The organism is Yersinia sp. 22-579 (assembly GCF_030433455.1).
GTDB classification, from domain to species: domain Bacteria; phylum Pseudomonadota; class Gammaproteobacteria; order Enterobacterales; family Enterobacteriaceae; genus Yersinia; species Yersinia enterocolitica.
The window spans coordinates 18,129-39,322 of record NZ_JAUJTZ010000007.1; the positions used below are offsets into that span (position 1 = coordinate 18,129).

Consider the following 21,194-nt stretch of genomic DNA (forward strand, 5'->3'; position numbering starts at 1 on the left):
CTCGCTCCTCTCCAATCATATTTATTGAATAACGCTGATGATGTCATCATAGTCGCTGCTTATGACACTTATTAACCATACGCCAATACGCTCAAGCTGCAATGTTAGCGACACAAAAAGTCACCGCAATAAGACATCCCAATCTGGTGACTTTGATTTGCTCAGCTTACTTACAAATTACGTAACTTCTTTTGTAGGCGTTTTTGCTGCCAGCGCTCCAGCCAATTACCGAGCAAGAATAGATTTATCGCTCTTAAACCTAATGGAATACCTAACCCCAAAACGACCCACCAGACCCACATATAGCTTGGGGCGGTAAACCAGTTAATCACGAACAATATTGAACACAGGATCACCGCCCGCAGTAATTGGCGCAAAAAAGACATTTCATTTTCAACGGCCTCACGCGCATCCACTACGCGCTGATCAACCGCTTCGCCAGAAGCTTCTGGTGGTTGACTGGAATCTGGAGCGTAGAGTTCGCTGACTTTCAATTCCATCACCGCGGCAATAGCGCTCAACGTTTCAAGACTCGCTTGCTCACCATTCTCTATACGCTGAATAGTGCGCACGTTCAGGCTACAAAGCTCGGCCAATTGCTCTTGTGACCAGGCCCGTGCCTGGCGTAATTCACGAATACGATAAAGATTCATAATGAATACTCCTGGGTTTGAAGAGATATCTACAAACCTAAATGCCAGCGCCCAACACTGCCACGACAGTAACCAGACAATGACATGACATCTTCCCGACACTGGCTGGCTTCCTTGATTCAGCCTGATTGCCAGAGAATAGCCCCGCGAATTTAACTGAAATCTTTATTCATCCCTGAGGTATTTATCACAATGACTTGTTATCTACATTGACAACGCAGCGCCCGATTAATATCTTGAATGATAGTTAAACTCCAATTTAAAATATTAAATGGAGTTTTATGATTATTACCATTCATCCAATATAGCGATTAATTAATGAGGAACATCTTGATGACTCAGATATACCACCAATATAAGAAAAAATTGAGTACAAAAGTCATCCTATTGAGCGCGCTGACTCTTTGCATCACATTCTCACTACCTTACGCCAATGCCGAACGCTATCCGGATGTGCCTGTTGCCTTTAAGTATGGGACGGGCGCTCGGGTTGATAACAATTTATATGTTGGCTTAGGTAGCGCCGGTCAATCGTGGTATCGCCTTGATACGGATAAAGCCAGCAGTGGTTGGCAGAAAATAGCCGACTTCCCGGGGCAGCCTCGTGAACAGGCTGTCACTGTAGCATTAAGCGGTAAGCTGTATGTGTTTGGTGGCGTGGGTAAAAATAGCGCCAGTGACACGCAGGTAGGTGCGCTGGATGATGTGTATCAATATGATCCACAAACTAATCAGTGGCAACGGTTGGCAACGCGAGCACCGCGCGGCTTGGTGGGAACCGCCGCAACCACATTGAATGACACTCAGGCGCTGCTGCTGGGGGGCGTCAATAAAGCTATTTTCGACGGCTACTTTACGGATCTGGCCTCTGCGGGCGGCAATGAAACCCAGAAAAATGCAGTGGTTAATGCGTATTTTGACCAGGCTCCGGCGGACTATTTCTATAACCGCGATGTGCTGATGTATGACCCAGCCAAAAATCAGTGGAAAAGTGGCGGGCAAGTACCATTTTTAGGTACGGCTGGGTCAGCGATCACCGCTAAAAAGGGTGATTTGATATTAATAAATGGTGAAATTAAACCCGGATTACGTACGGCTGCGGTATGGCAGGGCAAAACGCAGGGCGCAGGGGTGAAATGGCAACAGCGACCAGATTTGATCGGTGCTGAAAAAGGTGCAGTGCAAGAAGGGCTGGCGGGGGCGTTTTCTGGTGTTAGCCATGATGTGGTACTGGTGGGCGGCGGGGCCAATTTCCCAGGTTCATGGCAACAATTCAATGCGGGTCAGTTATATGCTCATAAAGGGCTAAAAAAACAGTGGCAACAGCCCATTTATGCGCTGGTGGATAATCAATGGCAGGTGGTGGGGAAATTACCTCAGCCGCTGGCTTACGGCGTATCCATTCAAGATAAAGATAAAGTAATTTTGCTGGGAGGAGAAACCAGCGACGGTGTTGCAACCTCAGCAGTGACTCAGCTCTCCTGGCAAGGTGGTAAGCTGCATCTTGAATAAATAGATTGAGGTAATAACGCTCTGTATTGAGCTGTTAGGCATAATATAAGAGCGTTATACCTCAGATAACTAACCGTCTTGCGGCAAGGGCTTACCGTCACTCCCCAGTTTCGGCAATATTTTACGGCGTTGTAATAAAGCGTTGAGCAAAATGGCACCAAAAGTCGCTGTGCCGATGCCCCCGAGGGTAAAGTTACCCAAGGTTAGCGCGAAGTTCCCCGCTCCTAACACCAGTGTGACGGCCACCATAATCAGGTTACCGTTATCACTCAGATCCACTTTGTTTTGTACCCAAATACGCGCGCCAGCTACCGCAATCAAACCGAAAACCACGATTGAGGCCCCGCCCAATACCGGCCCCGGAATGGTGTGGATCAGTGCGCCAAATTTGGGTGAAAAACCCAGTAAAATGGCGACCAGTGCCGCGGCGACAAAAACCAAAGTAGAATAGATTTTAGTCACTGCCATGACGCCGATATTCTCGGCATAGGTCGTGACGCCGGTACCGCCCACCGAGCCGGATAGCATCGTTGCCAACCCATCGCCCACAAAAGCCCGCCCCATATACGGGTCCAGATTTTGTCCGGTCATTCCCGCCACGGCTTTTATATGTCCAAGGTTTTCTGCCACTAAAATCACCGCCACGGGGGCGATCAGCAACATGGCATGAGCATCAAATACCGGCGTGGTAAATTGCGGCCAGCCAAACCAGGCGGCCTGATTAATGGGGCCGAAATCAACTGGCGTTCCCCAACCCAAAATATTGGTGACAACCCAATAAATGACATAAGACAAAATCAGGCCAACCAGAATCAGCAGGCGCTGAATCATTCCTTTGGTAAATACGGCTACCACACCGATACATAAAATAGTGACTACCGCCATCCAGCTGTTAAAAGATGAGCCGGAAACACTATTCACGGCAATCGGTGCCAGATTTAGGCCAATGGCCATCACCACCGCGCCAGTGACCACCGGCGGCATTAAGCGCTCGATCCAGCGGGTACCAACACTCATTACAATAAAACCAATCAAGGTGTAAATCGCCCCACAGGCAATAATGCCGCCCAGGGCTAAAGCGATATTGGGATTAGGGCCGCTGCCGGTATAGCCAGTGACGGCAATGACCAGACCGACAAATGCTGCGCTGGAGCCAAGATAACTGGGCACCCGCCCACCCACAATCAGGAAGAACAGTAGGGTGCCGATGCCGGACATCAAAATCGCCAGATTGGCGTCAAAACCCATCAACAGCGGCATCAGCACGGTAGCACCAAACATGGCCACCGCATGTTGTAACCCCATAATCAATGTTGCGCCGACGGGGAGACGCTCATCAGGAGCAATAATGGCTCCATCCAGATTACCACTGCGTTTACGCCATGTTGGAAACCAGTTATTCGCCATAATGTACTCCGTGAGTCACTGAGAAATATCAATAAATTACCGCAGAGAAATCCATCAATTCGTTTTTGAATCAGCGGCTCTGGCGCATTAACGGGTGATAGCAGCGGTCAAAATAGGCCAGACCATGTTGGTCATCGTTATGAATAACGGCGGCAGCCTGACAAAACAGAATGTCATGAGTGCCGACAGAAATAACTTGTGTGATATGGCAGTCAAAAGAGGCAACAGCACCACTGAGCACCGGGGAACCGGTGACCAGAGTTGACCAACGGGCAGCTGAGAAGCGCATTTCCATCGGCGTTTTGCCGCCGAACAAGTTTGACAGTGACTCATGATCGGCACATAAGGTATTGACGCACAATGTCTGATTTTGCTGAAACACCGAATAGACTGATGCTGAGCGATTGAGGCACACCAGCAAGGTTGGTGGGGTATCGGTCACACTGCATACCGCCGATGCGGTAAATCCGGCGCGGCCAGCCGGGCCATCAGTAGTGATAATATTCACTGCCGAGCCGAGTCGCGCCATAGCATCACGGAAATCCTGTTTATCCACGGCGACACTGCGTAATGCTGACGATGCAGGTAAAGAATCTGTTGGTAAGGATTGTGTTTGCATAGACCACCTCAGGATTAAGAATCAGTTCAACAAAAAACAGCCTAAAAATCAGAGCACCTGACACGCCTCGTCGAACGCTAAACGAGGCGAGCGTTCATACAATTTATTGATATCCCCATAACCAATATTCACTAGCAAATTGGACTTCCAGCCTTTTTTTGACAGAAATATTTCATCAACTTGTGCATTGTTAAAACCTGACATTGGGCCGGTATCCAACCCCAAGGCCCGACAGGCAATAATCAGATATGCCGCTTGTAAGCTGCTGTTACGAAAAGCGGTTTCAGTGGCTAACTCTGGGCTGGAAGTGAACCAAGAGCGGGCATCACCGTGTGGAAACAGCTTGGGTAATGCGTCATAAAAAACCGGGTCATAGGCGACGATGGCAGTGACAGGTGCTTGCAGGGTTTTGGTCAGATTGCCACTGGATAGTGCCGGCTTAAGGCGCTCTTTGGCCTCAGATGAGCGAATAAAGACAAAACGCGCCGGGCAGCAGTTGGCTGAAGTCGGCCCCATGCGCGCCAGGTGATAAGCTTGTTTGAGCAGAGCATCATCGACCGGTTTATCCAACCAACCATTGTGGGTGCGGGCGTCGGTAAATAAAGTTGCCAATGCATCTGGGGTTAATATTTGTGCCATAACGATTCCCTTTAAAGATGAATAGCTGATGTATTGGATTGATTTAGCGTCAGTTCGCACTTGGCAATGCCGGTGTCCATCAGCAAATAACTGAGTAATATGTCGTTAAATTGCTCGCTGTTGGTCACACACATGGCGTGGCCGCCGTAACTCATCTGTGCCCACTCGCCGTAAGGCAATAACTCGGCTAAAGCTTGTGAACAAGGGTATGGCACTAACAGATCATCGGTGGCACACAAGGCCAGTGTTGGGGTAGTGATGTGGGGCAATGCCGAGCGGAAATCAGCATTCATCAGCGCGTTCAGGCGGCGTAATAAGTTTTCCATGCCCTGAAAATGAGCGATTTGCTGTACCTCTTCCTGTTCAAGCAGCAGGGTATTGCGTGATAGCCAATCTGCTGGATAGAGAAACAACGGCTGGGCGCGAACATAAGCGGCTACACCACTGTTAAGCAGTAAATCTTGCCGCACATGGAAGCAACGCCGTGTTTGGCTATCAAGCACCGGCCAGCTATTGATAGCCACCAGCCGCTCTACACACTGAGGATGCGACAATGCCAGTTGCAAACCTATCATTCCACCCAATGCGTGACCGACAAAGTGATAGCGCTCAATATGTTGGCTGGCTAGTAAGCCCGCCAGTTCGTCCGCCATATCAGCCAGCGTGTAGCCCGATGGGATCACCCCAGAACTGCGCCCAGTGCCATATTGATCGTAAGTTATCACGCGAAAGTGCTGACCCAACGCACTCAACTGGGGCTGCCAAAAGCTACCACTGCCGCCCAGTCCCGCAGACAAAACCACTGTTTTAGCGGTTGGCGAATTCTGACCGGTTATCTCGAAATACATTGCCACGCCTCCTTTATCTGCTGTTTGCCAGGTTAGCGTGCCAGATGCGCCACTGACGCGATTTCAATCAGGGCATCGGGTTTGACCAAACCGCATTGAATACAAAAGCGGGCCGGTTTATCGCCGGGGAAATATTCGGCGTAAACCTGATTAATGGCGGCGTAATGCTGCCAGTCAGTCAGAAAAATAGAATTAAAAGTGATGTCATCCAGCGAACCACCCGCAGTCTCAATCACACTTTTTATGGTTTCCAACACATGGCGGGTTTGCCCCGCAGCATCACCTATATGCACCACATTATTCTGCTTATCAAAAGCCAAGGTGCCGGACACGTACACCACGCCATCGGCAAGGGTGCCAGGCGAAAAAGGGGCGAGGGGAGTACCACTGCCCGGTGGGGTAATAATGGTCTTAGGCATCATATTCTCCAGTTATCTGAGTGTTGGGGGCGGCAATAGAACGCATTTATCATGCCGACTGGCTGAGTTGCGCCGATGGCGCAAGGCAGTTGCAGAATGTCTCCACATCAGATACCCAACCAAAGAAGGTTTCGATGTTATAAAGTGCCGCTTTTTGGGCAAAATCCGGCCCTGCCTGATGAGTTGCATCCTCCAGTACCACACCGAAGTACTCAAAGAAGAAGCCATCACGTAGTGTCGACTCGACACAGACATTGGTGGCGATGCCGGTGAAAATCAGGTGATGAATCCCTTTGGCGCGCAAAATGCTGTCGAGTTGGGTATTGAAAAATCCACTGTAACGCGGCTTGGCGATCACGATATCGCCCGTTTGTGGTTGCAATTCATCCACTAACGCATAGTCCCAATCGCCTTTTGCCAGTAGCTTGCCCATCAGTTCCGGTTGTTTACGCATGGTCTTCAGAGCATTGGATTTATGCCAGTTTGGCGAGCCTTCCCCGCCCGCTTCAACGTATTGTGGATCCCAACCATTCTGGAAAAAAATCACCTGAATACCGGCGGCCCGCGCGGCAGTGATCGCGCGTTTGATATTGGCGATAACCGGAGCGGTGGCTGAAACATCAAATCCAGCCAGGTCGAGATACCCCCCCTCTGAGGCATAGGCGTTTTGCATATCAACCACAATCAAGGCGCTAGCCGAGGTCGGGAAAGCGATGGGTTCCGGTCGCGCATTCAGAATCACTTCGTTGCTGCTAATACCGGGGTTGCGGCGAACTGGCTGTTGAGGGGCGACAGACGGTTTGGTTTCAATCGATTGACGGCTTTCAACCATTTTCATTAGGCCACCTCACGTGCGGCGGGTGGCAGGGTGTCAAAGATATCAGCGCGGCTGTTCATCAACGGCTGGATATGTTGACCGAAATTATCAATGCCGGAGAGGAAGTCATCAAATGTTAGCAAAATGCCCTCGGTTCCCGGCACCGTGGCAATGTCATCCATCATCTTTGCCACATTGGCATAAGAGCCAACCAGCGTCCCCATATTGATGTTCACGGCAGAGGTCGGGTCAGCCATTTGGCGCACATTGGTATCCGCACCCGATTGGGTATCTTTACCACTTTGTTCGGTTAACCAGGCCAGTGCTTCGGTGTCGGCTCCGGCTTGGTAACTTTCCCATTTGGCGCGGGCCAGTTCGTCGGTTTCGTCGGCGATTATCATAAATAACACATAGCTACTGACCTCACGTCCGGCCTGTTCTGCCGCTTTTTGCAGGCGAGCGGCTGTTGGGGCAAAGGCGGTCGGGGTATTCACACCCTTGCCGAAACAGAAGTTGTAATCGGCATATTTGGCCGAGAAAGCCATGCCAGCATCACTTTGTGCCGCGCAGATTAATTTGATTGGAGTTTGCGGTTGCGGGCTGACCCGGCAATCATCCATTTGGAAGAACTCACCTTTAAAATCAGATTGTCCGGTGCCCCAAAGGTCTTGTAATACTTCCACATATTCAGAGAGATAGTCATAGCGACGACTGAAATATTCATCTCCCGGCCACAGTCCCATCTGCTCATATTCTGGTTTTTGCCACCCGGTCACCACATTCAAGCCAAAACGGCCATTGGAGATAGAGTCAATGGTGGAGGCCATGCGCGCGACTATGGCTGGTGGAAGGGTTAAGGTTGCCGCTGTGGCATAAATCTTAATGCGAGAGGTGACAGCTGCCAGCGCGGCCATCAGGGTGAAAGACTCCAGATTATGATCCCAAAACTCGGTTTTGCCACCAAATCCGCGCAGCTTTATCATCGATAAGGCGAAATCGAACTGATAGTGTTCAGCTTTTTGCACAATAGCTTTATTTAACTCAAAGCTCGGCATGTACTGTGGTGCATTGCTGGAAATTAACCAACCGTTGTTGCCGATAGGAATAAATACGCCAATTTTCATTTGAGCACCTCTGCATGTGAGTGGGACTATCTGTACGTCTGCATCAGTACCTAAGCAAAGCCAATGCCAGTTTTTGTAAATCCTGTTTAATCAATGTGTTGCTAAACTTGAGTAAATAAAATGTTGAGCAAATGGTCAAAAATGGACTGTTTGGTAAAATAATTGTGCACAAAAAACAGGCGGTCTGCCCAGTCACGGTGCAGTTATTCACTAGAAAGAGGTATTCGGGGAAGAGATCGGCATGTTATAGGTAGCTTGTTATTTTCAGTTTCATCAATATTCTGTTTTATCAATATTTATGAAGGGACTATCAGTGAAGCTAGCCACCAGCGATACACCAGCACCTGAGATAAAACCTTCCCGCCGCAGCAAGGCCGGGGCCGCGAAACGGCAACTCATCATGACTGCCGCCCTTGATCTATTTTCACTTTATGGTATTCACGGCACCAGTCTGGATCAGGTCGCTGAGCGGGCTGATGTCTCAAAAACCAATCTGCTGTATTACTTTCCTGCGAAAGAGGCGCTGTATATCGCGGTGCTAAAAGACATTCTGGCCATCTGGCTCGCACCACTCAAAGCATTACAGGCAGATCAGCAGCCAATCGATGCTATTCGGCACTATATTGCCCTTAAATTAGCGGTATCTCGCGATCACCCGCAAGCATCACGTCTGTTTTGTCTGGAGATGATCCAGGGCGCGCCATTGCTTAAGCAAGAGCTGGCAGGGGAGTTGAAAACCCTGTTCGATGACAAGGTCTTGATTATTCGCCGTTGGATGGATGATGGCCTGATAGCCGACGTTGAGCCACAGCATTTCATTTTCATGTTATGGGCGACAACCCAGCATTACGCCGATTTTAGTGCCCAGATTGAGGCCATTAGCGGCAAAAATCTCAGCGATAAAGAATTCTTCCAACAGACAGTAGCGAGTGTGCAACAGTTGGTGATTGGCGGCATTGCCCGACGAGGTGGCGAAGAATAGCCATTGAGTGTGAATAGAAAATGGCGTCAGAAGCGTTCTGACGCCGGAAAATAACTATTAGTTATTATTGCTATCAAACAGACGCGTTCTGCGTTTTTTCAAGATAATGTAACCGATGGTCAGAATGACAAACCACAATGGCGTCACCATCAGCGCCTGGCGGGTATCACTTTCCAACGTCAACAGAACCAAGACAAAGGCGAAGAACGCCATACACACCCAAGACATGAAAATCCCGGCTGGCATTTTGTAAATTGACTTCTTATGCAGAGCTGGGCGTCTTTTGCGATACACCAGATAAGAGCACAGGATAATTGTCCAGACGAACATAAACAGAATCGCCGATACGGTGGTGACCAAAGTAAAGACGGTCATGACATTCGGGATAAGGTAAATCAGCACCACGCCGCCCAACAGACAAATACAAGAGAATGTCAGGCCGGATGCGGGAACCGAACGGCGTGATAGCTTACCAAACTGCTTGGGTGCATCACCTTCTTTTGCCAAACCGAACAACATGCGGCTGGTGGAGAACACGCCGCTGTTGGCGGAGGAGGCAGCGGAGGTCAACACCACAAAGTTGATCACACTGGCAGCGGCAGGTAAGCCGACCAGAACGAATAACTCAACAAATGGGCTTTTATCCGCAACCACGGAGCTCCAGGGGGTCACGGACATAATCATAATCAATGAGAAGACATAGAACATGATGATGCGGATCGGAATGGAGTTAATCGCGCGCGGTAATACCACCTCAGGATCTTTGGTTTCAGCCGCGGTAGTCCCAACTAATTCAATACCCACGAAGGCAAAAACGGCAATCTGGAAACCAGCAAAGAAGCCGCTGATTCCTTTCGGGAACATGCCACCATCATTCCATAAATGTGTAAATGAGGCCGTCGTACCTGATGGCGACTGATAGCTCATTAACACCATCGTCAGACCGGCAAAGATCAACGCCACGATTGCCACAATTTTGATCATGGCGAACCAGAACTCCATCTCACCGAACATTTTTACTGTTGCCAGATTCAGAGATAACAGCAGTAAAACCACTAACAATGAGGCGACCCATTGTGAAAAGCCGGGGAACCAAAATTGCGCATAGGCAGTAATGGCGACGACATCGGCGATGCCGGTGATGACCCAACAAAACCAGTAAGTCCAGCCAGTGAAAAAACCCGCCCAAGGGCCAAGTAAGTCAGCGGCAAAATCACTGAATGATTTGTACTTCAGATTCGAGAGCAGCAACTCACCCATTGCTCGCATCACGAAGAACAACATAAAGCCGATTATCATATAAACGAAGATGATCGACGGCCCGGCCAGGCTGATGGTTTTACCCGAACCCATAAACAAGCCAGTACCTATGGCACCGCCAATGGCAATCAACTGAATATGGCGGTTGGAGAGACTTCGTTGAAGGTGCTCTTCAGGTTCCGGCAAAGGCTCTGCCACTATCTTGGATTGGTCTACCATCTTTCCCATTCCCTCTTCCTGTATTTATTTGTGAAGTTGTTGAGCTCTATGTTGGCTCTTTGGTCTTACCCTGTCTGTCTTTGGCTTTTTTGTATGCTTTAAATACAATTTTTGAATTATTTAATATCTTCGCAACAATAATTACACAATACGCCTCGTTTTCCAGTGTTTATATTTCACACACTGAATTTTGTTAAGTTCATCACAGCGCATGGAATTACAACATGAAGTTACATAACTAACAATAATCGCAACTACCAGATGGATAATTAATCCACAGGAATGAATATCGCCTGGTATAAAGAGAAAAATCCGATGAAGTGTTTGACAGCTAAGGCCAACAGGAGAATAATTATCGCCGTTGGGTCGTTAGCTCAGTTGGTAGAGCAGTTGACTCTTAATCAATTGGTCGCAGGTTCGAACCCTGCACGACCCACCAACAGAATCAATCACTTAGTATTAACCTCTAATTTCAAATCTATTTCATGGGACATATTTGGGACACAATCATTAAATATTGCGTCTATTTGTCTGGCATGTTCATTTAAATGATTTGGCGAAAGATGCGCATATCTTTTAACCATTTCAATTGATTCCCATCCACCCATTTCTTGTAATGCAGAAATAGAAACTCCGGATTGAACTAACCAACTTGCCCATGTATGTCTTAAATCATGAAATCAGAAATTTTCAATTCCGGCTCTTTTTAATCCAGCTTTCCAAGCCTTATTTCCGTCAACTCTCATTTTCCTTATTTCTGGTGTTAATTTTCCGTTGGGTTTCACTGATGATGACATGTGAACAAAAAAACATCGATGATGTTTCCCTATTTGCCCGCGTAAAACTGTGCGTGCTGTGTCATTCAATGCCACCCCTGTGCAGGTTTTTGCATTCTATTGCTTTCTGCTAATATCCCTACAAACACATTGAAAGGGATATTTATATGAAAAAGGTAACGTTAATTGCCAGCAATGTTGTAAATGCAAGTGAAGGGATGCGACTTGAGGTAAGTCTTGATAATAATAATCATATTGAATTGGAAAACGAGGTTCTTGGGAAAGGCAGTGTGCAGTGGGAAAAATGGTATGACTTCAACGTTCTGGAGTTTGATGAAAGTAAAGCCTTAATGGATTGGAATGATACCGATTTTGCAGAAAATATAAGCACTCTTGACATTCTCAATAGAAGATTAGCTGTGGGTGAACTAATTCGTTATGTTGATGGTGGTGAGCATTTCACCTACAGGATTGATGAGATTAAAAGCTAACGTTTTTCCCCAGATTAATTGTGGGCTTTTACGTTACCTTATAGCTATCCCCTGATATGATGTTTCTACTTGTCAATTTTCGGGTAGGGATATGAAAAGATTAGCGATTATCGGGGTAGTGCTGATTTCTGTGTCAGGTTGCTCGGCAAAATATAGCGCGACAGATGTGCAACCTAGCACAGAGCTTCTAGTTAAAGGTAAACCGGTAGTAATTTCGACTCCTGCTGATGGAGTCTATGAAGCCCAACGTTATGCTGGGTCAGGTGATGCAACAGCCCTGTCTGTTCGGGCTGCGTTTTTAAAATATACCGATAACACCGAGGTTATAGCTAATTGTGATAAATTTATTTGTCTAAAAGAAAATCATAAGATCAGTGATGGTTATTATGCTGTCCCGCAGATATTGCATTGGGAAGATAGAGCGACGGAATGGTCAGGAAAACCCGATATTATTGCTATTAAAATAACAGTTTATAATGCTGCATCAGATAATATTATTTCCTCGACCATCATTAATGGCAAAAGCAAATGGGCGACTTTCGGAGGCGACCATCCTCAGGACTTGCTAGCTAAGCCTGTGAGCGAATATATCTCAAGTTTGTACTGATGTTTCACCGTAATGATTACACATTGACAATCTGCCGCCACATAGGCCAGCAATGGAAATATCCTCACTGACTAATGGCCCTATGCCTTTGCAGGTTAAATTTATGGGATCGTACCAGTCCCCGTATTCCTTAAAATCTCTGGCAACCTTATCTCATGCTTCTGACATGATTGGCGCTATTGCAGATAAGATTGGGGGGCTGGAGGATAGCGAAAAGAGGTTCCGGTAAAACTGCGGTCTGACTTGAAAGTATGGAAGCAATATCGATTGGCCGACAGCGCCGGAATAGGGATTGCCCGGCTAATATAAATCATACAACCAGCGTCCTGCCTTGGCGGATATCCACCAATTACGGAGGGTAGCCGTATCCCCAAGGAAATATAAAGAGCCTCGCATTTGTGGGACTCTTTTAACAATCACTGAAAAATAAAATGGATAATACCTACAATCAGTAGTAAAAATGCGGTGTATTGTAAGTAGTACGCTGACATTGTTTTCATAAGATCCTCCTTTGATATGCTTACAGTTAATAAGCAATTTCTGCGCCAGAGATAACTAATTGATAAGTATGTTATTTAAAATTTCACTAAGTGAGAAAATGCACTGAATTGGGGAATTGGCACCATATTGGGGCATATTGACTTAGGTATAATCTTTGATTCAGAAACTTCGGGGAGTTAGCCTCCCCAATAGCGGAAATTAATTTAAAATGACTGATGAATAATAAAGTTAACTTTATGCAGGTTTGTGTGCGGAGAGTAAAAATATCATTGGACGTTCTTTTTCTTCATCCAATGCTGGGTAATCTGTAATTTGCTGTGTTGTCGGCCCCCATTCTTCTAAGTGCGTAATAACAAATCCATGTTTTACCAAAAGATTAATATAAGTTCCTAATGTCCGATGTTGCTTGATAACACCTTCAGCCAACCAATTTGTTACCCGTTCTCCTTCCGCTTGATAGCTATTTACTGGCCATGATTTTTGTCCATCATCTGCAATCAACCAACCCGGCTGTTTTGGTGCGGTATAGATAGGGTGTTCTGCAGAAAAAATGAAACTACCACCAGGAAGCAAAGCATCATAAACAGCAGTTATTAGGGCCGGAAGGGCTTTTATATAGTGTAAAGTTAGAGAGCTATATGCTAAATGGAAGGTTTGTTGCGGTAATTGAATATTTTCCAAATCTTCCCGGCGATAAAGGATGTTGTTTTCAGATGTCATTTCTTTCGCGCGATTTAACATTTTCTCTGAAACATCCAACCCTAAAACCTCAGTCGCACCTTGTAAACGAGCGTAGCGACAAAACCAACCATAGCCACAACCTAAGTCAATGACTTTACGCCCTGATAGTGGCGGCAGAATTTTACAAATGGCTGGCCACTCTGGTGCGCCGTCTAATCCATCGACTGAACGGCTAAGTTTGGCGTAGCCTGAAAAAAAATCCTGATTATCATAAATATTTTGAGTCATGTATCGTCCTCTTTAATTGTTGTTCTTATTGGTTCATAAAAGCATCTCTAGCTTATCACCAATAAGATGCTATTAAATAAGACCGTAAGATCTGTGAGTATTATTTTGTTTCGAATACTTAATGTCAGAGATACGTGAATGCTGTTTTGAGAATAGCAAAGAGTTAAAACGGCCAAATAAAAGTGCCAGTTAAAATAGCAGCGATGACTTATCTTACTAATTATCTAAAAATAGGCTAAACTTTGTACAGTTTGAGTTGGCAATTTATTGCCGACCTTACTGAGAGTTTTTTAACATTTCCAAAGACTGATAAGGTATCCCTATATTGCCCGTGTAGTTGGATATTATGGTCAACCAAGGTGCTTTATCGCTGACTGGATGCTTCTCTTGAAGGAGATAGCGATGACTCCTGTACAAATACTGATTATTCTGGTGCTTACACTTTTTGCATTGTACCGTCAGTCGGTCAGTCACGAGGTATTGTTAGGCCCTGCACGTTTTAAATGGGCTTGGGTCTATGGGATGGTCGGTCTGGTAGTGGGTGGCACATATATGCCAGCTACAATGACTTCCTGGGTTGTTTTAGGCAGTGGTGTTTTATTTAGTATTATCATTGGTGTTTTGCAAGGTCGCCTTATAGAGATCTGGCGTGAACCTGATGGGCGTATTTTGTGCAAAGGAACACCACTAACCATTACTTTATTCTTACTGCTTGTTGGGTCTAAATGGATTATCGGCACACTGCAGTACCTTTATAATCAACCCACTGAACAAGGTGGATTTGGTGAAATCCTGATTATGATTGCAGTCATGGCTGCATTCCAGGTAGAAATTGTCCGACGTCGTATCCGAGCTTTATATCCGGATAACCCGGTTGATTCGTTACCTGAAGGGCGATAAGAAAGTGTTGTATCAGCTAACAGTCGAGGACTGACTGCTAGCTGATATAAAAGTGTAATAAGATTCTTAATGTGCCTTAAATCAATCAACAATAAAAAGCTTGGCACCGGATATCGTGGATGAGCGATGCGCTTCTGCATGGTCTGCAACCTGGTAACTCATACCTGCTTTTAATATAAAAATACGACCATCAACGAGTTCAGTACTCAATTCGCCATCAAGACACAGTAAAATATGCCCTTTGGAACACCAATGGTCCGCTATGTATCCCGCGCTGTATTCAACCATACGAACTCGGATGTTGCTAAAGTTCTTAGTTCTCCAATATGCAACGCCTTGATCTCCTTTATGCTCGGTTTTGTCCACTGTAGACCAATCAGTGATACCGAAAGGAATATCCCCTATATTCATTTAAACTCCCTAATAGATAGACAAATGAGACCTACATTGGCTCATCAGTAAAAGAAATACACAGTCTATTACTTTATTGCCAGTCCAAAATTTATAAACTGGGCCATACTATGAGATAAACGGTAAAACGGAGTTATCAAGCCTATGAAAAACCCGACAATTTTCCAGTTTTTCCATTGGTATTATCCTGACGGCGGTAAATTATGGCAGGAGGTTGCTGAGCGAGCAGAACATATTAGCCATCTCGGGATTAATTATGTTTGGTTACCTCCTGCGTATAAAGGTGCTTCGGGAGGATATTCGGTCGGGTATGACACTTATGATTTATTTGATTTAGGTGAGTTTGATCAGAAGGGAACCCGGGCGACTAAATACGGCGATAAAGAAGGGTTAGTGAACGCGATTAATCGATTGAAGGAAATGGATATCAAGATTCTATTTGATGTTGTTTTCAATCATAAAATCGGGGCTGATGAAAAAGAGCCGGTCAGTGTCCATAAAGTTAATCCTGAAAACCGGACTGAAATTGATGAAACGGTTATTGATGCGCAGGCTTATACTCGATTCACTTTCCCTGGTCGCAATGAGACCTATTCATCTTTTATCTGGGATAAACAATGCTTTAGTGGTGTTGATCATATTGAAGACCCAGCAGGTGAAGGTGTTTTCAAGATTATAAATGATTATAGTGCTGAAGGTTGGAATACCGAGGTTGATGACGAGTTAGGAAATTTTGATTATCTGATGGGGGCCGATATTGATTTTCGCAATCCCGCGGTTATGGGTGAGTTAAAGTATTGGGGCGAATGGTTATTAGATACATTGCCAATTGATGGTTTTCGCTTGGATGCAGTGAAACATATTCCCGCCTGGTTTTTCAAACAATGGATTCAGCATGTACAAAATAAAGCAAATAATGATTTATTAATTATTGCAGAGTACTGGTCTCCGAATATTGAAAAATTACAACAATATTTGGAACGGGTAGATGGTTCAGCAATGTTGTTTGATGTGGCTTTACATCACAAGTTTCACGAAGCTTCAAATCAAGGCGAGGATTTTGACCTCACGCAAGTGTTCAGTGGGACATTAATTGAAGCCGACCCAATGCATACAATTACCCTAGTAGCAAACCATGACACTCAGCCACTGCAATCGCTGGAGGCACCTGTTGAGCCTTGGTTTAAACCACTGGCATATGCATTGATATTAATTCGTGAGCAGGGCATTCCATGCGTTTTTTATCCTGATTTGTTTGGTGCCAGCTATGAGGATACCGGTGATGACGGGGGAATTTATCAGATAGAAATGCCCATTATTGCTGAGTTGGAGAAGTTAATTCAGGCCAGAACACGTTTCGCACATGGTGCGCAGATCGACTATTTTGATAATAAAAATTGTATCGCTTTTGTCCGTGCCGGCACAGAGGAAGAGCCCGGCTGTGTGGTTATCCTTTCTAATGGCGCGGAAAATGAAAAAACAATTCAGCTTGGGGAGGGGTTAGCCAATAAAGAGTTTGCTGATTTCCTCGGTAACCATCCAGCTATTATAACCACTGATGGTCGCGGCGAGGCCGCATTTCCAGTTAACGGGGGCAGTGTGAGTCTTTGGGTACAGAAAGAGTTCTGTGAAAATCCGGCATAAGTGAATACGGTATAAATAAAGTGACACCCATTTTTTGAAATGAGGTTTAAGCCTTTATTGTCCATTTGCCTTAGTTTTTATTCATTAATGTCCTGGTTTATAACGGGCATTGGCCTGAAAGAAATAAGCAACCGTGTTCATCATGTATTTATGTTTTCTGTCTCAGATTTTTGCGACAGTCTTACCAGAGCAACTTAAGCGTCTTTAGAGAGTATGTTAGAATTAGGCTCTCAAAATACCAGGTGGTCAATCATGGTCTTTGTCATTCTTTGGTTTGTTATTGCAGGATTAAGTGAGTATTTAGTGTGGGGGCACCCCTTGCTGGCGGTGTCGTTGGCCCTGTTTTTTGTAGTGTTTGGCGGGTATTGGATTTATCGAATCAGAAAAATTCAGGTAAGTGATGAGCCTTCTGAAGAGGTTAGATCAAAGTCTATCACCAATATAAACCTTATTTTTTCTGTGGTAATGCTGGCTATTCATGCCCTTATATTGCTGCTATTACGTTGATTAAAATATACTTTATGGCATGGTCCATCGCTAACTGTGCCATTGACTCCAGGCCGATATAAGTATCCAGGCTGCAATCACCCAGCATACTACGGCTGCCGTTAGGGCAATAGGTAAGCGCCAGTGCTCAATGAAAAAATAAAGTGATATCAAATAGATAAAGTATGGAATGATCGCCCATAACCCAAAGACGATTGTTACGCGCAGTGCTTGGATGCTACGTTCGCTACCGACAATATAATGAGCAATAAGGGCAAACGTTGGAAACAGCGGGATTAAACCGGCGATATAGTAATTACGTGTTTTCGCTAATATCCCAATCAGTACTACAACACCAGCACCGATTAATGCTTTAAGTAGCAGGCTCATCATTGTCTCGAACGATCATAAAACAAACTGCCAATAGAGAGTATTTAGCTGGAAAACACTTTCTAAATGGCAGTATGAATACACAGGGGTGTTACACGCTGTCGCAGACGACTATTGACGATAGCCGCTTTTAATTTGAGCAAGTGTATTGGAGAAAACTTCAGCTTGAGCAGTGTCTTCTATATCAGCAATAGAACGCTCGATATTTAAGATTACTTTCCCCGCATCGGCTTGGCCGATCGCTTTGAGCAGCAAGGTCACAGTCGCTTTTAAACATGCAACTTCATTTGCTAAAATTTCTGGGTCGGCAGAAGTGGTGAAATCCGGATTACTCATCTTTTTTCCTGAAGTAGTAGCTTGCCTGTGGACAAGGTGATGTGAGTAACCTCGCAGCACAATGCACATAGGAGGCATTATTAAACAATTATTCTATTATATCATAAACTGATGATTAGCTTTGATAACCTGTGCGCATTCTGCTACCAAGAGCACAAACCAAGGATGCACTGATGTTGGGGGATACTACGGCTGACCCTTGTTTTTATCCCGGCAGGATGCATTAACTTAATTAAGAAAGATTTGTTCATAAAAAACATGTCATTTTTGTGCTGATTAATAAGTGTCAAACGTACTCATTTCTAAGGTGAATAAGGTATGGGAAATAAATAAAAAATAAGAATAATTCCTACTATTAAGAATAGTGCAAAATTATCTGGTTTTTAGTTGTATCAATATGTTGTGTTTCGTTGCATAAACATTAACTTTTTTGGGACAGCAATTATTTTTTGTTGGAGCGGATACATAGTGACAAGAAAAGTCTTAAAAAACTTTTCTTTTTTATCATGACATTAATCGAGATACCTGCGATTTTATGTACATAGTGAAAATGATGATAAAAATAATATCTGTCAAACGATATAGATATGAATTTGCAATTATTCTGTATTCATTATTTGCGCGAAAACAAGTAATATCATTGCCGTAAGTAAAGCGTGATTAGGTTACTCCCTTATTTTTGGAGAATTTTCTTTGATTAGCGTTCTTCTTGTTGATGACCACGAACTGGTGCGCGCAGGGATACGACGCATTCTTGAAGACATCAAGGGTATCAAAGTAGCGGATGAGATGCAGTGTGGAGAAGATGCGGTAAAATGGTGCCGTAACCATATTGTTGATATCGTTTTGATGGATATGAATATGCCCGGCATCGGCGGGTTGGAGGCAACTCGTAAAATTTTACGCTTTTCCCCAGATACCAAAGTTATCATGTTGACTATCCATACAGAAAATCCGTTACCTGCGAAAGTTATGCAGGCTGGTGCTAGTGGATATCTGAGTAAAGGTGCGGCACCTCAAGATGTGGTTACTGCTATCCGAGCTGTGCATTCGGGGCAACGTTACATTGCTTCTGACATTGCACAACAAATGGCTTTAGGGCAGTTAGAGCCGCCGACGGAAACACCTTTTAGTTGTTTGTCAGAGCGTGAGTTACAAATTATGCTAATGATAACGAAAGGCCAAAAGGTGAATGAGATATCGGAGCAACTTCATCTGAGCCCGAAAACTGTGAACAGCTACCGCTATCGGATGTTTAGCAAGCTTAATATTAGTGGTGACGTTGAATTGACCCATTTGGCTATACGCCACGGTTTGTTTAACGCGGAGACGTTATCTAATAGTGACTGATTGTTTTGATTCTAAAGAGTTCTTAAAAACTGTCACCAGCCAACCTGGTGTTTACCGCATGTATGATAAGGCGGGAACAGTTATTTATGTTGGTAAAGCAAAAGACCTTAAAAAGCGTCTGACGAGCTATTTTCGTGCTCATGTTGCCAGTCGAAAAACGGAAACTTTGGTTAAAAATATTGCGCAAATTGACGTCACTGTCACGCATACAGAGACTGAAGCTCTACTGCTTGAGCATAATTACATCAAGCTTTATCAACCTCGTTATAATGTACTATTGCGGGATGATAAATCGTACCCACTCATTTTCCTCAGCGCGGACAAACATCCGCGTCTAGCCATTCATCGCGGTGCCAAGCATGAAAAAGGGGAGTATTTCGGGCCATTTCCGAATTCCTATGCAGTGCGCGAAACTTTAGCATTACTGCAAAAACTCTTTCCTGTAAGGCAATGTGAAAACAGTGTCTATCGCAACCGGTCGCGACCTTGCCTACAATATCAAATTGGCCGTTGTTCTGGGCCATGCGTGCCAGGGTTAGTGAGTGAAGAAGAGTATCAGCGTCAGGTCGATTATGTTCGTCTGTTCCTATTAGGCAAAGACCAACAAGTATTGACACAACTGATTTCTCGCATGGAAGAAGCGAGCCGATTGCTTCACTTTGAAGATGCGGCACGTATCCGTGATCAAATACAGGCTGTACGGCGAGTTACGGAACAACAGTTTGTTTCTGGCGATAGCGAAGATCTCGATGTGATCGGTGTGGCGTTTGATGCTGGATTAGCCTGTGTCCATGTGCTATTTATTCGGCAGGGAAAGGTTCTGGGAAGTCGCAGTTATTTCCCCAAAGTTCCTGCGGGAACGGAGTTGAGTGAAGTTGTTCAAACATTCGTCGGGCAGTTTTACCTACAAGGAAGCCAGGTACGTACGCTTCCAGGTGAGATTTTGTTAGATTTCACGCTCGCTGAAAAAGATCTATTGGCATCTTCTCTTTCTGAATTGGCGGGAAGAAAAATCCAGATACAAAGCCGCCCTCGTGGTGATAGAGCTCGTTATCTCAAACTTGCGCGAACCAATGCGTCAACGGCGCTGGTGACTCGTTTGTCCCAGCAATCAACTATCCATCAACGAATGAAAGAATTAGCCAAGATTCTTAACCTTGATGAGATAAATCGTATGGAATGTTTTGATATCAGTCATACGATGGGGGAGCAAACTGTCGCATCTTGTGTGGTATTTGATGCAAATGGCCCTGTACGTTCAGAATATAGGCGCTACAATATTAGTGGTATCACTCCGGGTGATGATTATGCGGCTATGTCTCAAGTGCTTAAACGCCGATATGGTAAGGCATTAGATGATAAAAAGATCCCGGATGTTATTTTTATTGATGGCGGGAAAGGCCAGTTGTCACAAGCTTTTGACGTTTTTGCTTCACTCAATGTTCCATGGGATAAACAAAAACCTTTATTAGTTGGTGTTGCCAAAGGAAGTGACCGGAAAGCAGGGCTGGAAACATTGTTTCTGGCTGCTGAGGGGGAGGGGTTTTCATTACCACCAGACTCACCCGCGTTACATCTGATTCAACATATTCGTGACGATTCTCATAATCATGCCATAACGGGGCATAGGCAGCGTCGCTCAAAAGTAAAAAATACTAGCGCATTAGAACTAATAGAGGGGGTGGGGCCCAAACGGCGGCAAATATTGCTGAAGTATATGGGGGGACTGCAACCTTTACTTAACGCTAGCGTCGAGGAAATTGCAAAAGTGCCGAGTATTTCACAAGCATTGGCAGAAAAAATCTACAATGCATTGAAACACTGAAGCTAATGT

General features: G+C 45.1%; 22 protein-coding genes, 1 tRNA gene and 1 pseudogene. 10 read left to right on the top strand and 14 right to left on the bottom strand.

What is annotated here, in order from left to right; genetic code table 11:
- Positions 1-170: 170 nt before the first annotated feature.
- Positions 171-653 carry a helix-turn-helix domain-containing protein gene (locus QSV56_RS09885; RefSeq protein WP_301212190.1) on the bottom strand — a complete coding sequence of 161 codons (483 nt, stop codon included), beginning with the start codon at positions 651-653 and terminating at the stop codon, positions 171-173.
- 333 nt (positions 654-986) lie between these two features.
- On the opposite strand from QSV56_RS09885, the gene QSV56_RS09890 reads away from it, so the two are divergent.
- Positions 987-2,165: an N-acetylneuraminate epimerase gene (locus QSV56_RS09890; protein WP_050334346.1), complete on the top strand. Its 1,179-nt coding sequence runs from the start codon at positions 987-989 to the stop codon at positions 2,163-2,165.
- Between the two features lie 69 nt (positions 2,166-2,234).
- Here the strand turns inward: QSV56_RS09890 and rutG are convergent, their stop codons facing one another.
- The 7 genes from rutG to rutA all read right to left on the bottom strand — a co-directional run bounded on the left by rutG (position 2,235) and on the right by rutA (position 8,038).
- On the bottom strand, positions 2,235-3,572 hold the full coding sequence (rutG, locus tag QSV56_RS09895) for a pyrimidine utilization transport protein G (protein WP_046051147.1): 1,338 nt from the start codon (positions 3,570-3,572) through the stop codon (positions 2,235-2,237).
- 70 nt (positions 3,573-3,642) lie between these two features.
- Positions 3,643-4,191 (bottom strand): NADH-dependent FMN reductase RutF, encoded by a 549-nt coding sequence (rutF, locus tag QSV56_RS09900; protein WP_050158820.1) that lies wholly within the window; start codon positions 4,189-4,191, stop codon positions 3,643-3,645.
- A 48-nt stretch (positions 4,192-4,239) separates the two neighbouring features.
- A complete protein-coding gene (locus QSV56_RS09905; RefSeq protein WP_019080812.1) occupies positions 4,240-4,830 on the bottom strand; it encodes a malonic semialdehyde reductase in 591 nt (196 codons plus the stop codon).
- Between the two features lie 11 nt (positions 4,831-4,841).
- Positions 4,842-5,678, bottom strand: a complete 837-nt coding sequence (gene rutD, locus QSV56_RS09910; RefSeq protein ID WP_046051145.1) for a pyrimidine utilization protein D — start codon at positions 5,676-5,678, stop codon at positions 4,842-4,844.
- A 32-nt stretch (positions 5,679-5,710) separates the two neighbouring features.
- Positions 5,711-6,097: a pyrimidine utilization protein C gene (rutC, locus tag QSV56_RS09915; protein WP_019082895.1), complete on the bottom strand. Its 387-nt coding sequence runs from the start codon at positions 6,095-6,097 to the stop codon at positions 5,711-5,713.
- 49 nt (positions 6,098-6,146) lie between these two features.
- On the bottom strand, positions 6,147-6,935 hold the full coding sequence (rutB, locus tag QSV56_RS09920; protein WP_227747484.1) for a pyrimidine utilization protein B: 789 nt from the start codon (positions 6,933-6,935) through the stop codon (positions 6,147-6,149).
- Complete coding sequence (gene rutA / locus QSV56_RS09925) at positions 6,935-8,038, bottom strand: pyrimidine utilization protein A (protein ID WP_050328169.1); 1,104 nt, start codon at positions 8,036-8,038, stop codon at positions 6,935-6,937. The genes rutB and rutA overlap by 1 nt, the downstream gene beginning before the upstream one ends.
- A gap of 298 nt (positions 8,039-8,336) precedes the next feature.
- Here rutA and rutR point away from each other — a divergent pair, with 298 nt between their 5' ends.
- Complete coding sequence (gene rutR / locus QSV56_RS09930; RefSeq protein WP_050880733.1) at positions 8,337-9,020, top strand: HTH-type transcriptional regulator RutR; 684 nt, start codon at positions 8,337-8,339, stop codon at positions 9,018-9,020.
- 57 nt (positions 9,021-9,077) lie between these two features.
- Here rutR and cycA read toward each other — a convergent pair whose 3' ends face one another.
- On the bottom strand, positions 9,078-10,499 hold the full coding sequence (cycA, locus tag QSV56_RS09935) for a D-serine/D-alanine/glycine transporter (protein WP_174531811.1): 1,422 nt from the start codon (positions 10,497-10,499) through the stop codon (positions 9,078-9,080).
- Positions 10,500-10,862: 363 nt separating this feature from the next.
- Here cycA and QSV56_RS09940 point away from each other — a divergent pair.
- Positions 10,863-10,938: transfer RNA gene (locus QSV56_RS09940), tRNA-Lys, on the top strand.
- A gap of 10 nt (positions 10,939-10,948) precedes the next feature.
- Here QSV56_RS09940 and QSV56_RS09945 read toward each other — a convergent pair.
- Positions 10,949-11,374, bottom strand: a pseudogene (locus QSV56_RS09945) (site-specific integrase); the annotation flags it as partial.
- A 68-nt stretch (positions 11,375-11,442) separates the two neighbouring features.
- On the opposite strand from QSV56_RS09945, the gene QSV56_RS09950 reads away from it, so the two are divergent.
- Together QSV56_RS09950 and QSV56_RS09955 are read left to right on the top strand one after the other, a co-directional pair.
- A complete protein-coding gene (locus tag QSV56_RS09950; RefSeq protein ID WP_019082900.1) occupies positions 11,443-11,766 on the top strand; it encodes a hypothetical protein in 324 nt (107 codons plus the stop codon).
- A gap of 91 nt (positions 11,767-11,857) precedes the next feature.
- Positions 11,858-12,373 carry a DUF4823 domain-containing protein gene (locus tag QSV56_RS09955; RefSeq protein WP_046051140.1) on the top strand — a complete coding sequence of 172 codons (516 nt, stop codon included), beginning with the start codon at positions 11,858-11,860 and terminating at the stop codon, positions 12,371-12,373.
- Between the two features lie 735 nt (positions 12,374-13,108).
- Here the strand turns inward: QSV56_RS09955 and QSV56_RS09960 are convergent.
- Positions 13,109-13,843: a bifunctional 2-polyprenyl-6-hydroxyphenol methylase/3-demethylubiquinol 3-O-methyltransferase UbiG gene (locus QSV56_RS09960; protein WP_019082902.1), complete on the bottom strand. Its 735-nt coding sequence runs from the start codon at positions 13,841-13,843 to the stop codon at positions 13,109-13,111.
- Between the two features lie 402 nt (positions 13,844-14,245).
- On the opposite strand from QSV56_RS09960, the gene QSV56_RS09965 reads away from it, so the two are divergent.
- A complete protein-coding gene (locus QSV56_RS09965; protein ID WP_046051139.1) occupies positions 14,246-14,743 on the top strand; it encodes a hypothetical protein in 498 nt (165 codons plus the stop codon).
- 81 nt (positions 14,744-14,824) lie between these two features.
- On the opposite strand, the gene QSV56_RS09970 is transcribed toward QSV56_RS09965, so the two are convergent.
- Complete coding sequence (locus QSV56_RS09970) at positions 14,825-15,154, bottom strand: DHCW motif cupin fold protein (RefSeq protein WP_019082903.1); 330 nt, start codon at positions 15,152-15,154, stop codon at positions 14,825-14,827.
- Positions 15,155-15,298: 144 nt separating this feature from the next.
- On the opposite strand from QSV56_RS09970, the gene amyA reads away from it, so the two are divergent.
- Positions 15,299-16,798 carry an alpha-amylase gene (gene amyA / locus QSV56_RS09975; RefSeq protein ID WP_019080801.1) on the top strand — a complete coding sequence of 500 codons (1,500 nt, stop codon included), beginning with the start codon at positions 15,299-15,301 and terminating at the stop codon, positions 16,796-16,798.
- Between the two features lie 252 nt (positions 16,799-17,050).
- Entirely contained in the window at positions 17,051-17,305 is a 255-nt protein-coding gene (locus QSV56_RS09980; RefSeq protein ID WP_019080800.1) for a hypothetical protein, read from the top strand.
- A gap of 30 nt (positions 17,306-17,335) precedes the next feature.
- Here QSV56_RS09980 and QSV56_RS09985 read toward each other — a convergent pair whose 3' ends face one another.
- Positions 17,336-17,674 (bottom strand): GlpM family protein, encoded by a 339-nt coding sequence (locus QSV56_RS09985; RefSeq protein WP_019082905.1) that lies wholly within the window; start codon positions 17,672-17,674, stop codon positions 17,336-17,338.
- 111 nt (positions 17,675-17,785) lie between these two features.
- Positions 17,786-18,010 (bottom strand): DUF2594 family protein, encoded by a 225-nt coding sequence (locus tag QSV56_RS09990; RefSeq protein WP_019080798.1) that lies wholly within the window; start codon positions 18,008-18,010, stop codon positions 17,786-17,788.
- 693 nt (positions 18,011-18,703) lie between these two features.
- On the opposite strand from QSV56_RS09990, the gene uvrY reads away from it, so the two are divergent.
- Together uvrY and uvrC are read left to right on the top strand one after the other, a co-directional pair.
- On the top strand, positions 18,704-19,360 hold the full coding sequence (uvrY, locus tag QSV56_RS09995; RefSeq protein ID WP_005160181.1) for a UvrY/SirA/GacA family response regulator transcription factor: 657 nt from the start codon (positions 18,704-18,706) through the stop codon (positions 19,358-19,360).
- Entirely contained in the window at positions 19,353-21,185 is a 1,833-nt protein-coding gene (gene uvrC / locus QSV56_RS10000) for an excinuclease ABC subunit UvrC (RefSeq protein WP_019080797.1), read from the top strand. The genes uvrY and uvrC overlap by 8 nt, the downstream gene beginning before the upstream one ends.
- Positions 21,186-21,194: the final 9 nt, after the last annotated feature.